General features: G+C 34.8%; 12 protein-coding genes. 5 read left to right on the forward strand and 7 right to left on the reverse strand.

Annotation, left to right across the window (positions count from 1 at the left end):
• The first annotated feature begins 9 nt into the window (after positions 1–9).
• From ND855_RS18135 to ND855_RS18155, 5 genes are read left to right on the forward strand one after another with little or no spacing between them, the layout of a single operon-like run.
• Positions 10–1,311, forward strand: a complete 1,302-nt coding sequence (locus ND855_RS18135) for a caspase family protein (protein WP_265359615.1) — start codon at positions 10–12, stop codon at positions 1,309–1,311.
• Complete coding sequence (locus ND855_RS18140; RefSeq protein WP_265359616.1) at positions 1,295–2,809, forward strand: Kelch repeat-containing protein; 1,515 nt, start codon at positions 1,295–1,297, stop codon at positions 2,807–2,809. The genes ND855_RS18135 and ND855_RS18140 overlap by 17 nt, the downstream gene beginning before the upstream one ends.
• Complete coding sequence (locus tag ND855_RS18145; protein WP_265359617.1) at positions 2,796–4,649, forward strand: Kelch repeat-containing protein; 1,854 nt, start codon at positions 2,796–2,798, stop codon at positions 4,647–4,649. Before ND855_RS18140 ends, ND855_RS18145 begins: the two co-directional genes overlap by 14 nt.
• Complete coding sequence (locus tag ND855_RS18150; RefSeq protein ID WP_265359618.1) at positions 4,642–6,399, forward strand: Kelch repeat-containing protein; 1,758 nt, start codon at positions 4,642–4,644, stop codon at positions 6,397–6,399. The genes ND855_RS18145 and ND855_RS18150 overlap by 8 nt, the downstream gene beginning before the upstream one ends.
• Position 6,400: 1 nt before the next feature.
• Positions 6,401–7,126, forward strand: coding sequence for a hypothetical protein (locus tag ND855_RS18155; RefSeq protein ID WP_265359619.1), 726 nt, complete (start codon positions 6,401–6,403; stop codon positions 7,124–7,126).
• Here ND855_RS18155 and ND855_RS18160 read toward each other — a convergent pair.
• Genes ND855_RS18160 through ND855_RS18190 form a run of 7 tightly spaced genes read right to left on the reverse strand, consistent with a single transcriptional unit; the run spans position 7,123 to position 14,353 of the window.
• Entirely contained in the window at positions 7,123–7,461 is a 339-nt protein-coding gene (locus ND855_RS18160; protein WP_100727732.1) for a nucleotide pyrophosphohydrolase, read from the reverse strand. The two genes, ND855_RS18155 and ND855_RS18160, sit on opposite strands and share 4 nt — an antisense overlap.
• The gene (locus tag ND855_RS18165) at positions 7,448–8,593 is read right to left on the reverse strand and encodes a hypothetical protein (protein ID WP_265359620.1); all 1,146 of its coding nucleotides are present in this window, start codon (positions 8,591–8,593) and stop codon (positions 7,448–7,450) included. Before ND855_RS18165 ends, ND855_RS18160 begins: the two co-directional genes overlap by 14 nt.
• 2 nt (positions 8,594–8,595) lie before the next feature.
• Positions 8,596–10,092, reverse strand: a complete 1,497-nt coding sequence (locus ND855_RS18170; RefSeq protein WP_265359621.1) for an MBOAT family O-acyltransferase — start codon at positions 10,090–10,092, stop codon at positions 8,596–8,598.
• 10 nt (positions 10,093–10,102) lie between these two features.
• The gene (locus tag ND855_RS18175; RefSeq protein WP_265359622.1) at positions 10,103–11,389 is read right to left on the reverse strand and encodes a hypothetical protein; all 1,287 of its coding nucleotides are present in this window, start codon (positions 11,387–11,389) and stop codon (positions 10,103–10,105) included.
• A gap of 15 nt (positions 11,390–11,404) precedes the next feature.
• Positions 11,405–11,992, reverse strand: coding sequence for an LIMLP_18675 family protein (locus ND855_RS18180; RefSeq protein ID WP_265359623.1), 588 nt, complete (start codon positions 11,990–11,992; stop codon positions 11,405–11,407).
• Positions 11,989–13,083: a glycosyltransferase family 4 protein gene (locus ND855_RS18185; RefSeq protein ID WP_265359624.1), complete on the reverse strand. Its 1,095-nt coding sequence runs from the start codon at positions 13,081–13,083 to the stop codon at positions 11,989–11,991. Before ND855_RS18185 ends, ND855_RS18180 begins: the two co-directional genes overlap by 4 nt.
• Positions 13,061–14,353 (reverse strand): glycosyltransferase family 87 protein, encoded by a 1,293-nt coding sequence (locus ND855_RS18190; protein ID WP_265359625.1) that lies wholly within the window; start codon positions 14,351–14,353, stop codon positions 13,061–13,063. Before ND855_RS18190 ends, ND855_RS18185 begins: the two co-directional genes overlap by 23 nt.
• Between the last annotated feature and the right edge of the window lie 56 nt (positions 14,354–14,409).

The following is a 14,409-nucleotide window of genomic DNA, read 5'->3' on the forward strand; positions in this document are numbered from 1 at the left end:
ACAATTTTAATGAAATCAAAAATTCTAATATTCTTAATTATAGCGATGCCAAGTTTTTTGAAAGCTGAGCCAGGTGGGAAAAGATTCGCATTTGTTGTTGGCGTTAGTGAATATAAGGACTTGTCCTTAGCCAATTTGAAAACGGCAAAAAATGATGCGCTTGGGATGACAAAAATATTGTTCAGTTATGGATCCTATAATCGTATCCAAACTTTAGTCCAAGAAGGATCTGTAAGTTCCATACCTACAAAATTTAATATCCTGACTCAACTCGAATCAGTATTAGAAGAAACCAATCCAGACGATCTTTTCGTTTTTTATTTTTCTGGTCATGGTGTGGTTGATTATAATGATAAAGTCTATCTTTTGCCAGAAGATGCAAATCCCCAAAAACCATTTGAGACTGGGATTGCTGTTGAACATCTAATTGAACTAACTAGAAAATTTAATCTCAAACGTGTCGTTTTTTTTATCGATGCTTGCAGAAATCCGGAAGATGGAAAAGAAGAAGTTGGAAGAAAATACTTAGAGGGTACAAGTTTTAAAGACTCAGAAATTGTCTCTGTATTTTATTCAACAAAAGTAGGTTATTCCAGTTTTGAAGATCCAAAATCTGGTTATGGAATTTATACTAAATATTTGATTTATGGATTAGAAGGTAGAGCAGATTCCAATTTTAATGGTGAGGTAACCTATTCTGAATTGTCGAATTATGTAATCCAATCCATGAAAGATTGGACCAAAGAAAATCAAAAATTACAAAAACCGTATACCAAAGAATATGCGGAAAAAGCAGAAGATACAATCTTAACTTATGCAGTGAATCCAGAAACTTCTTTGGCAGATGCACCTTTATTCAATCCATATAACCCAACTTATGCGTTTCGATCCTTCCTAATTCCTGGTTGGGGGCAATATGCGAGAGGACAGGAAGAAAAAGGTAAAATTTACATGTCGATTTTTGCTTTGGGAGTATTATATGCTGGATACCAATACAACCAATTCCGATCGGACAAACATGCATATGAATCTGCAATTGGGATCCCTCCGAATCCGAGAATCGCAGAGACTGTAGTGTTGAATTACTTTCTAATTGAACCACATAGACAACAAATGGAGACCTCGCGAACGAACTTATCGCATGCTTTAACAGCATTACTCTTTATTTGGTCTGCAAATGTGTTTGATTTTTATTTGTTAGGCCCAAATCCTAAAGAAAAATCTGGTGTTTTTTTAGATCTAGATTTGGAAAATCAAGGTTATATGGGAATCAATCGAGTTGGGAAATTGGGTTATGCGATTAGGTTTTAATTTAATTTCAATCATCTTTGTTCTGCATTGTAATGTAAAAGCACCCAATCAGAATGTTTTTGATCCAGCGAATATTGTTGGAAGTTCTGCTGTTGTATTACTAGGTTTGGGATTGGGTGATGAATTAACGATCACTTCCAGATATAAGCAAAATGATTATCCTATTTTTGTAAAAACAGAATACCTGGATTTAGACTTAAGTGCACCAGGAGCAAATTATTTCTCAAAAGCAAATTTTAAAATTTCAGATCCTTATCAAAATGATTTAATTTTACGTGATGTATTCCCGCTATCGGATACCCGGTTAAGAGTTTTGTTTTCTGTTTCATCAAGGTCTGAATGGAGGGAACCAGTTCTTTTATCCATTTCAAAACCAGAATCAATGAATGAGTTTTCATTCCCAGGGAAACAACTTGAGTTTCGATTTCCATACCCAAGATTTTACGGTTCGATTTCGGAAGCAAAAGGGAAAATTACAACTTCAATCTTAAATGATGGTAGAATCCTTTTGGTTGGGGGAGTTAACCCTTCTGGTACAACTTTGCAAACAGTAGAAATATGGGATCCAGAGACAGGTGTATCAAAGGTATTACCTTCATTAAACGAAGGTTTGATGGGGCTATCAATCTGTGTTCAAAAAACTGGAAAGGTGTTTGTTTCGGGTGGGAAAACAGTCGCTGGGAATGTATCTGCGACCACTCAAATTTCAGACAAAATTTATTCTATTGATCCAACTTCTGAAACAGTAACAGAACTTTCCTTTCGTATGGCGAGGAGACGTTACGGTCATTCGATGGTATGCCTTGGAGATGGAAGTATATTAGTTTCAGGAGGGCAGTTCCAAGTAGGAATTGATCCTTCTGCTGTCACAAAAGACCATGAATTGATTTCGGTAACTGGGAATTCTTCTGTAATACTGAATGGAACTTCTGACTTCCCAATAGGGATTATCTTCCATGCTACTGAATATGACGAAGCGAATTCTCGCATTTTATATTTTGGTGGCAAAGATCGATTGGATCCTTATGCATTTTTTTCAAATACAGTTTTTACAATTAACACGAACAACTTTAGTTTGACTAGTTTACCAGGAAACTTTGCAACCGCAAGATCAAACGTAACTAATATAAAAATGCCGAATATGGATCGTGTGTTATTTGGTGGGATGAATCGCGAAGGCACTGGTTCAAAGGCGATCGAATCATGGAACGAAACTTTATCATCTACTACTAGTCTTGGGTTTACGTCTCGATTTAAAAATGGAAGTTCCATTGTTAGATTTTCTGATGAACAAGTATTTTTCACTGGCGGAGTCGACACTTACTATAAATCGGGAATTTTAGAAATTTATGATCATTATGAACGTAAAAATTTTATAGTAGACACTATGATGTCTCCAAGATCTGAACATTCAGCCTTTTTAACTACGAAGGGCATTGTGATTTTTGGGGATTCAGCTTTAACAGATACCAGGGTGGAAGTTTATGGGAAAGATTAAATTTTTCTTTTTCGCCTTATTGTTGGTATCCTGTAAAATACCTTCAGGAACTAACCCATTGGATCCTTCTTCACCATTAAACCTCGGGTTGTTGATGTTAGGTGGTGATCCGGTTGTACAAATGGAATTTTCTTCTAATCGTGTTCAGCCTGGTGGGGTCTTGTATGTTTCAACGAATCATGATTTTACGACAAAAGCAAATGGTTTAAGATTGCCTATCTCCAATTCAGGAATGAATCCAATTTCACAAGTCATTCCTCGAAGTAAATTTTTATATGAAATTCGGATGTCACCATCAGTAACAACTGGTAAATTCACTTTGAATTTAAAAGACTATTATCTGAATGAAGCCCTTTTGGTGAATCCGGAGTCTTTTGAGTTCGAGATTGATTCAACTCCTCCTTTTTTACAATTAAAAACAGGGAATAGTATTGATATATCTGAGTTACAAACTGGCTTTTTGGATATAGAAGCAAACGAAGATATCGTTTGGGAAGGGAATTTATCTCAAGTGAATCTTTCTGGGAATGCAAAAAATACATTGGTTGTTTCCGATGTTATCGTCTCACAAAAAAATATTCGATTATTGTTTGCGGGGAATCCAAATGCCAACGGAGGAATTCTTACTATCAGTTTTAATGGAGTAAAGGACAAAGCTTCTAATACCCAAGGTACCATTGCAGTGCCTGTAAAGGTTTTTGCATTTAAAAGTGGTCCTAATATGAACATTGCGAGGCGTTCCTGTGTAGGCATGGAACTGAATGATGGACGCAAAATTGTTTTAGGTGGTAGAGCTAAATCAGGTGTTTTGATTAATGGGAATGGAACATTGAGTAATACAGAATATTATAATTCTGTGACGAAGGAATTCACGTTTGCTCCCGATATGATATACCGTCGGCAGGAATTTGCAATCGTTAAACTTTTAGATGGTAGGTTGTTGGTTTCTGGTGGCTTTGGTGGAAAGGTAGGAAATCCTTCAAATGGAAGTTTAAATTCCACTGAGATTTTTGATCCCATTACGAATACATGGACAGAAGGACCATTACTTACGACACCTAGACAACTTCATAAAATGACTGTATTGCCAAATGGCGATGTTTTAGTTGTCGGTGGGCTTAGTCCATTTTCTCCGTTTCAATCCGTTTCGATGGTAGAACTGATTCATGTCACTTCTGATCCTTATAGTATGACTGTCGAAACCATTGGAGATCTTGTTGATTCTCGTGGCAAACAATCACAGGTGGTATCGGTAGTTGCTGGTAAGGTGATTATCACGGGAGGAGAAAGATCGGATGTTACAGGACCTAATCCATCCGATTATTATGCACGTTCAATTGATAGCATTGAAATTTATGATATTAGTACAAAAACCCTTTCGACTTCCACTGCTAAAGTAACAAGACGATTTAATCATTTTACTCATGCATTAAGTAATGGTGAAGTTTTAATTTTAGGTGGAATCAGTTCCCGTTTTGATGACAACCAACCAATATTGCGTGCACAGATTTATAATCCAATGACGGATTCCATTCGTGACCATAAAAATCTTCTGTTTGGAAGAGAATGGGGAAGTTCCTTTATGTTCCCTTATGGTAAAGACCAAATTATCATTGCAGGTGGTTTGGAATATCGAACTGTCAATGGTAGTACATTTGATTCAATTTTGGATACAGAATCATGGTCCGAATCTGATCATCGATTTTATCTAACTGGAAGATCTTTAAACGCAAGATGGGAAGGATGCGAAATTCAATATTCCTCCACTGGTGGTGGAATGATTTTAGGTGGTAGGATAGGAAGTATACTTGCAAACACGGAGGAATATAGTTTTGAATAAAATTTATTTCTCAGTTGTATTTTTATTCTTTGGATGTCTTGTCCCTGGTGAATTTAAGAATGTTTTTGATCCAAAATCAATTTCGGGTCTTTTACTTGCTTCAGTAGGGAATGCTGGTGCATTTGAATGCAAAGAAAAGTCAAATACCAAATCATTTGGCAATATTGACCAGGTATTATTACAATGTAACCGTGAACTTGCATCCTTAGACACGTCATTCCTTGCCGATTTAAACGAACAAACATTTTCTAATATTAGTTTTACCAAAATTGGCAATGATCAACTATTGATTCAATTTGATCCAATCACAAGTGATGGTTGTTATGAAGTTAATTTGTCTAGTGTTGTATCAGGATTAGGTGAAACATTATCACAAAGTAAATATCCTATTATTGTTGATACAAAGTTACCAACAGTTAGTTTAGATTCGTATCTACCAATAACAGATTATACATTTTTTACTGCTCGTTATTGGGATTTTGAGAGTTCTGAACCTCTCAATCAATTTGGACTTCCTTCCATAAGTGGAAAATTAGCTCCTTTTATTGTATTCCGTTCCATCCAAAAGATTAGTGATACTAAATTTCGTGTTTATTTCGAAACAAATTTTTCATCGAATGAACCTGGTTCCATAACTTTTAGTTTCCCAAATGCAAATGATAAAGCATTAAATGTTGTTACGAATACAATCACAATTCGATTGATTGGTTTAGTCGCAGGACCAACTTTAAACTTTGGACGTTCTGAATTTGATGCATTTCAAAATCAGAATGGGGATGTAATTGCAATATATGGATATAATTCAAGTGCAGAGATCCTACGTCGTGGTACAAACTCATTCCAACTAACAAATCCTAGTTTGCCCGAAATCCATCGTGGTGAAAGAGGGGTGATGTTAGATGGGAAACGATTGCTAATTACAGGTGGGATTAAGTTTTCAGTGGCGACTGCTCTCACCGAAAGTTATGTTTTTGATACGGAAACCACATCGTTTACCCAATCTGGTTCAATGGTTGATCCTCGGCACATGCATGACATTGTTAAGTTACCAAATGGAAAAGTAATGGTGATTGGGGGTATTAGAGATTATACACCTAGTAATCCAAGTTTGTATTTTACTACATTAAACACTGCTGAAATTTATGATCCGAGTACTGAGACATTCACTCAACTTTCTAATCGGTTAAAAACCCCAAGGTCATTTTCATGTTCTGTGGTTTTGAATGATGGTAGAGTGATGATCATTGGTGGAACCGACGGAATTTTTGCTCCAAAAGATACGACTGAGTTTTTTGATCCAAATACAGAAACATTTAGTTGGGGACCTAGTTTGCCAACACCAGTTGGTGCACTAAAATGTTTAAAACTTTCTGACGGGAATGTTCTGATTTATGGCGCACAATTATCAAATTTAAGTAATGCGACGATGTTATATGATGTTTCAAAGAATCGAATATTGACAGTAGCAAATTCATTGTATAGAAGAGAATGGAGTTTTGCTTTAGAACTTCCAGATGGTGGAGTTTTATTTCATGGTGGAGCTTATCGTTATAATACAAGTGAGCCAAGCCGTATGATTGAAAAATTGGATTATGCCAAGAGTAATAGTTTTTATGAAATGGGGATGTCCAGGATCAGTGTATCCAAACATAGTGGTGTAAAATTTTCAGATGGAACCTTCTTGTTTTTAGGAGGGGAATCTGGTGGATTATTCAATCATGGAACAGATTATTACGGATTGATAGAATAACATGCCACACGACAAGGGACAAATTTATGGTTCATTTAAAAAGATATGTATACCTGAAGTTTTGCTCCCAATAGAAGCAAGTGAGCTCAGACCAAAATTATTAGAGTTAAAATCTGATTGGGAAAGCAACAATCTCACTGGCAGTGACGTTTCGTATCAAATAGTACTTTTATATTTAGAAAAGAGGGTGAAACGACATCCGTTTCTCAGGATGGGACAAAAACTTCCAAACCGTGATTCTTCAAAAGACTTTTTAGAAGTAGTTAGGTTTTATGGAATGCCTGATACGGTTCGATATGCACTTTGGAAATGGAGTCGTTCGGAATGGAACCTTCAGCTTATAGATTATAATCCCACCTCTTTGGAGATGTTGGTATCTCAGAGTAAAGGAATTCGTTATGCAACGATTAGTTGGAATGATGCATTGGCTGGCACTTTGGTAGAAGGGAAAAGAGACGCTTTTGAACATCTACTCCATGATTTAGCTCATGCTTATATGTTTTTTCGTGAAGATTATGATTTTATTGGTCAAACAAAATTCTTTCAACAAATGTTAGATGAGTATGATGATTATAAATCTTACTTGGAAAACGATCTAAGATTTAAACAAAAATTTGAATACTGTATATCCGACATGAATTCTCATCCAGCTCATTTGTCTGCGTATTGGAATGCGATTCGTAGGGAAGCTGGTATTCCCGTATTTGAACTAGAAACAAAGATTTAAAGTTTTGGATTGTTTTTATGACGATTTAAATCACGTTTCGTATTTTTTTGAATGGTTGATGTAATTACATCTTGAAGAGAAATTCCCATTTGATTGGCAAGACAAGTTAAAACAAATAAAATATCCCCAATTTCACTTGGGATTTGTTCTGCCGATTCACCTGATTTAAAAGATTGATCACCATACTTTCTAGCCATCAATCGAGACAATTCTCCTACTTCTTCAACAAGAATTGCTAAATTTGTAAGTTCTGAAAAATAGCGAACACCAATTGTTTGAATCCAATCGTTTACTTCGTTTTGTAACTGATTGAGGGTGATATCATTTTGGTCCAAGTTTTTTCTCCAATTCTTTGGAAAGAATATTTGAAAATTCAATCATACCTTGTTGGTTCAAGTGAATCAAATCAAAACAGAATTGTCCATTTTTGTCACCTAACGAATCTTGTAAGTCCATTTCATCAAGAGTTTGATGTCCATGTAAGGCTTCTGACAATCCATCTTTCCAAACTTTCATTCGTCCTTCGTTATTGACTTTACGAATCACGTCTGAATAAGGAGCAAAAACATTGATGATGTGAATCTTTCGATTCCCAATAAAATCGTACATTTTGGTAAGCCTTCGAAAATAACGTTTTGTATCTTCCGTAGCATCTGAATCTTTGGGAACAATACTTGCAATTCCACAAGTTTCAAACAACATCCTTCGATGATCAGGATTGGAGCCTTTTGGAATTTCGATGGGCAAGTGTAGTGCAAGTCGGTTCATACAATCTTCAACACTTGTTAGATTGTACTCATCAATCGATTCGGGATGATCATTTTCATAATCCCAAGGATTTTCATTTGGATTTTTATTTTTGCGCGAGATGGCTTTCAGTCGTTCATTGAAATTAATTACAAAATCGGACATATCTTTTCGATATGCTACCGATTTAGAAATTAGATAAAGATAATTCGAAAAATTTAATTTGTATTCAAAATCTAAAACGGTTGGTATCGCTTTAAAATTTCCGAGTTCGGACAACATTGCAAGCGTAGGGTCTACTACATAATTACGATCAACCCAAGGCATGCCAGGTTCCATAACATGAAGAATGATTTTAACATTAGGGAATTGGTCTAAGTATTCTTCCAAAATTCGATGTTGGACCACTAATTCTGATCCTCTGACTGCAATGGATTGTGTTTTCCATCCTAATTTTTTCAAATTCTCATTGAGGATACGAATGCTGATACCTTCGAAGGCAACGGATGTTCCTACGATCAGAATATCAGGATTTAAAACTTCCTTTTTGGATACAACATGTTCCGTAACACGATTGATGTTGGATGCATAAGAATTTTTTTTCAAAAACGGTTTGTAGAATCCTAATTGTAATATGAGTTCAAATAGCAGAAGAAATACAAAAACAGTAATGATCTTCTTATCTTTTAAAAAATGGAATGTTTCTTTTGTTAAGCTCATAATTAAAATTGAAAGTAGAGGAAGTTCTGACTTTCTGTTACTCCAAATAATAGTAAAAGTAATAGATTCACGATAACAAAAATTGAATATTTCATCCAACTTCCGGTAAGTAAAGTTGGGATTTGTCTCTTTGAGAAAATATAACTTGCTGTAAAACAAATGACTAATAGAATTCCAAATCTGTAATTCATCCAACGAGTAATGGGAACTCCGGAATCGTTGATGAATAACAATGCTTTCATCATCGGAATTGCTTTTTCCATTGTCTCTGCTCTAAACATGATAAAACCAAATGCTAGACAAAACATAGTAAAAATCCTAGAGAATAATTCGTATGATTTCCCGCCTTTTTCATTTAGGAATTTTGACACAGAAGTATCACCGTAGAACTTATGAGTCAGTAACATTGTTCCTTGCCAAATGCCCCATCCTACATAATGGTAAGCGGCACCATGCCACAATCCAGCAAATAACCAAGTGATCATGATGTTACGAATGTACATAATGACACTGACTCTAGATCCACCTAAAGGAATATAAATGTAATCACGTATCCAAGTGGAGAAGGAGATATGCCATCTAGACCAATGGTCTGCAATATTTTTGCATGACATTGGAAAATTAAAATTAGCATTAAATTGAAATCCGAACAATCTGGCGACACCAATTGCAATGTCTGTGTAACCCGCAAAATCGAAATAAATTTGCCATCCAAAAGCTAAAGCACCTGTCCAAATCTCGATTGAATTCAAATTTTGATAGTTTGCAAATGTAGAATCTACGACTTTTGCCAAGTTATCAGCAAAGACAATTTTTCTAGTAAATCCGATTAAAATTAGGGCAAAAGCTGCTTCAATATGTTCTTTATGAACACTTAGACGATAATCCAAATCACGAAAGAAAGTTTCTGCACGAACAATGGGACCCGCAACTAATTGAGGAAAAAAAGCAACATATAGTGCAAAGTCTAAAAAAGATTTGCGGGCTTCAATCTTACGGTTGTAAACATCGATCGTATAACTCATGGATTGGAATGTGTAAAAAGAAATTCCAACTGGTAAGATGATGTTTTGTTTTTCAAATTGAAAGGATCCTAATAAGTGGATATCGTTTATCACACCTAATAAAAAATCTGTGTATTTGAAAAAACCAAGTGTTCCAATGTTAACAACCAGTGATAAAACAAGTAACCAACCTCGCTTGGAATCTCCGTCTTGTTTCGATTCAATCGCTCTTGCTGCAAAATAATCGATGAACGTTGAAAAAATTAAAATAAATACATAAGGATTGATTTTAAGATCACAATACATTCTGTCTGAGAAGTATTTTAATCCACTGTCTGCCATCGCCGAACATGAAATTGATGATGGTTGCCATGCCATGTAAAAATAATAACTGGCAAGTAAGAAGAATAACCTTTGCCATCTATTTTTTAGTATATTACCAATGATAATGGTGATCAAAAAGAAGACTAAAAATTCAAGTGAGTTAAATAACATAATGGATTACCTATCTGTATATGGATTCTTCAGCTAATTTTTCGACAGGTCCCTGGATTCCTTCAGTGTAACCAAACTTTGGTCCAATGGATCTAGGCAATGTAGAAAAAGTGAAGTTTGTTAAGAAATAGAAAATAAAAAGAAAAGAATAAGACATATGCAAAATTGCATTTGAGAATTTTGGCAAAACTTTGATTTGGAAAGAACTTAGGATATAGGAATTTAGAATCCAAAGGCCAATGGTAGTACCAACCCAGAATTCAAAAAAATATCCTTCCCACCATGTATAAAATCCAATGGAAGGAACTAACCAAAAGAACATAATTAAGATTTCATGTTTGAATTTTGTCCACATTGTACGGAAATTCAAAATTCCTAAACTCAAACTAAAAATCCAGAACAAAAGATTTAAATTGTAGGGTAGGTGTTTAGGATTTTGGAAATCAAAAAGATTCACTCGTAATTTCGGAATCACATTTTGGAAAACTAGGAATGCATCTCCTATCCCTCGATAAAAGTACAATACATAATTTTTGTCCTCTCCTAAGCTTGTTCCCCAACGGTTGATGGCCGCATACAAGAACATCCAAAAAGAAAAATGTTTTTCATCGATAGGTCCGAGACCTCTTTTGAGAATTACAAATCCTACAAACAAATAAGAGAGAATGGTGGCTAAACCCAAACAAGTTAAGTAGAAAAAAATAATTCTTAATTTTTTACCAAGACTTCGATTAGGAGACAAAAAGATTGCCATCGGCACCATTCCAAAATGGATCACATTTGATTGGTGGAAGTAAATGGAAAATAGTTGGATCAACCACAAAATCACTAAGTGTTTTTGATTTAATCCCTTTCGTAAGAAGTAAATGGTATATAAAAACAATAAGGCCATCAAACAGGAATGGATAAGTGGTGTATCGTTGTGTAGACTGTAAAACCAAAATGCCTGGCTCACTTGGATGACCATCGCAAGTACTACCGCAAGAAAAAAATCTTTGTATAACTTATAATAAATCCAAATGAAAACACCTAAGAAAAAAAGAGAAAAAGTTAATATTCTCAATCTTAAAAAAAACATAATATCCGTTGTAGGGTATATGGATCGTATCATTTTCCAATACAATAGACCCGAGGATTCAAATCCAAGATGGTGAGGGTTAAAAAAAGCAGATTCAATCCTATCTTTTTGGATGTTGAGTGCGTATACACAAGAATCCCAATCAAAGGCTCTTGATAAAAACCTAAGGTGGAATAAAAACAGTCCTAAGAGGAGTAGGATAATAAAAAGTTTTTTCAAACTGAGTTTGCCTTCTTATCGTTTTAACAATCGATTGATGATGCTTTTATTTTTTTTATATGGAAAAAAATAAGGAGATGAAAATATCTCTTTCCCATCTTTTTTCCAAACCAGTCGATTGAGTCCCAAAAAATCCATGAGTCCACCATGTTCATATGACAAAGACAGACCTTCTGCATTTAATTGGTATTGGTTGAGCTTTTTGCCAAGCCCAGAATGACTGATTTGCCAAACTTCGTTTTTGACAATTACTGTGCGTACATTCCACTTTGAAAGTAATCGACTCATATCAATTAAAAGAGAGAAAGAAATATAAAAGTAAACGAAAGCTGATAAATAGTGATAATACCTGAGTTCATCTAAAAATGGAATTTTTAAAACTTTTGTGATTTCCAATACGCCAACAAACCAAAAGAAAAAATTTCCAAGGAAATGAATATATGGTAAACTGAAATAAAAGAAAAGGGAAACACCTACAATCAATGCAATAGATGGGATCGGGTTTGTATACAATTCATCATAAAGTGAAGTACCAAAATACATTGATTCTTTTTTGGATTTGTATTCTTTCCATTTTGAAAGTAATCGTAGGATAGGTTTCATAAAAATAGTACCTCTTCAATTTTTTTAGCAGTTTCTTGCCATGTCCACTTCTTTGTTGGGAATTTTGGCTTTCTTTCTTTTGTGTTACCTGACATGATCCGAAATGCATTTGCCCAAGCATTTGTATCTTTTGCTGGGATGTACAAATCACACTGATCCGATAAAATTTCTTTGAAGACGGGAATGTCGGATGCAACACATCGTTTGCCCTCTAACATCGCTTCCAGTAGAGGTAATCCAAAACCCTCATGTAAAGACGGGAAAAAAAATGCCTTACAAGATTGGAATGCAGAAGCCAAAGTATTTTCATCTGGTTTTTCTATGAATTGAATTCCTTTGGCTCTGATCTCTGGGTCATTTAACTTTTGGTAAAGTAAATCACCTTCATCTCCCCATCCTTTTCTTCCCATAATCAGGAGTGAGTTTTTATCTTTTGGGTAATTGGTTTTGAATTGTATAAATGCATCCACCAAACGATTGATATTTTTTCTTGGTTCTAATGTGCCCACCGTTAGAAAAAAATCTTTTGGAAATTTGATGTTTAACTTAGATCGATTGGTTTTGATTTTTGTGACACCAGGGTAAACAACAATACATTTGTCTTTGCAATTTGGTCGAAATTGCATGATTTCTTCTTTAGTATTTTTGGATAAACAAAAGACAATATCAGCATTTTTTAATGTGATAGGGGACAAAAATTTATGTTGCCAATAATTCCATTTCGCCATGGTTTCTGGAGCGGAAATAAAATTGAGATCATGGTAGTTTACATAACTAGGAATTGGTAATTTAAAGAAAGGCAACATTTGGATCGTGCCCCAAAACACTTCGATTTGATTTTGTTTTAGCCTTCTTGGTAAAATAAAATTTAGATAGAGTGGGCCTGGAATAGATTTTGGTTCAATCACCAAACGTACGTTCGGGTATAATAAATCATTAAATACAACATGGATTGGTTTGTTGCTAAAAAAATAAAATTCTTTGTCTTTATGTTTTGGTATGATTACCTTTAGGACTTCCGCCAAATAACGCGAATTCCCAGTAATTCCATACGCAAGTGGTCTGGCATCAATTCCGATTTTTGTTTTCATTGAGTGCAAACCTAACAATATAAAAATACAACAAACTTGTAGAATAAAAAAGAATGGAAAACATAGAAAGGAAGGATTCGACTTTCTGACCAACAAAGGTTCTGTGACTCAAAATTGGTAAACATAAAATCAAAATTAAAAAATACACTTCCTTGGTTTCCATTTGTGTAGAAAATACTTTGTTAAGTATAAAGTAAACAGGGACCAAACAAATGATATAACTATGGATCCAACTGATCCCACTAAATAGAGCAGAGATTAAAAATAACAAAGAGATGATTGTCCATTTTTGGTTTGGTTTTCTCCACAAAAGTAGTAATGGAATTCCATAAACAATGATGAATACCAATTGGATCAGTTTGAGAAAAGAAATTGAAAGGTTTAATAAAGGTAATCCGTAAGTGGGTTGGTTGATGAAATCAGCACCTGAAACAAAATACTTCGCAAGTGTTGAACTGAATGATTGGTTGTTTTTCCAAGAACGAAGGAGTGGATTGTTTAAAGCATTACCAAGGATTTCAGTCATCCATTCTTTTGACATTTGGATTGTATAATCCCATTGATACACCAATGGAAGGGCATTCCAGAAAACCAAACCAATCAAAAACCAGAAAATCCGACTGTATTTTTTTTCATAAACAAAAACAAAAAGAAAAACAAGAGGAGTGATTTTGATACTCACAGCTAACGCAAGTAAGAAACCACCTAAAAAATGATTTTTAACCAAAATAGAAATCATTACAAGTAAGATGAGGATTATCCCGACTTGGTTGTTTTGGATATGGCTTTCGATGAATCGAAAATTAAAAAGAATCGTGAGGATTAGAATTAAATAAGGAAATTTTGTTTTTTGGAAATTTAACTCTTTGTTTTGAAAGAGTAGGTATACTAAGATTAAAAATGAAATCCAACTTACGATCTCAAATACAAGAGCCGCATTTGGTTCTGATAAGTAAGTGATTGGAATGAGTAAAAACGAAAAAACGGGAGGGTAAATGTAGGTTGCGGTCTCATTTTGGAGGGCTAAAAGCAAAGGAAGATTTTCGGGGCGAAATAAATCTTCTGCTGTTTTGATTTTGGATTGGAGGTCAAAAGCAACATCGAATCGGTATAAATTATCTCCTGTTATCCATCGTTCACTCGCATGGTAGTAGTCCAAAAAATCAGATTTTTGGTGGGAACGATTCACAGAAGTGACTAAAAGGAACAAAAAAAGAACAGTGAGGATCCATTTCCCCTGTCTTTCCATAGGTTCTAAAAATTTCCACATAGTTCTCCTACCATTCCCAATATTTCTGGTTAATTGACAAGGTTTTCCTAAGGTGA

Source organism: Leptospira paudalimensis, from assembly GCF_026151345.1.
In the GTDB taxonomy this organism is placed as follows: domain Bacteria; phylum Spirochaetota; class Leptospiria; order Leptospirales; family Leptospiraceae; genus Leptospira_A; species Leptospira_A paudalimensis.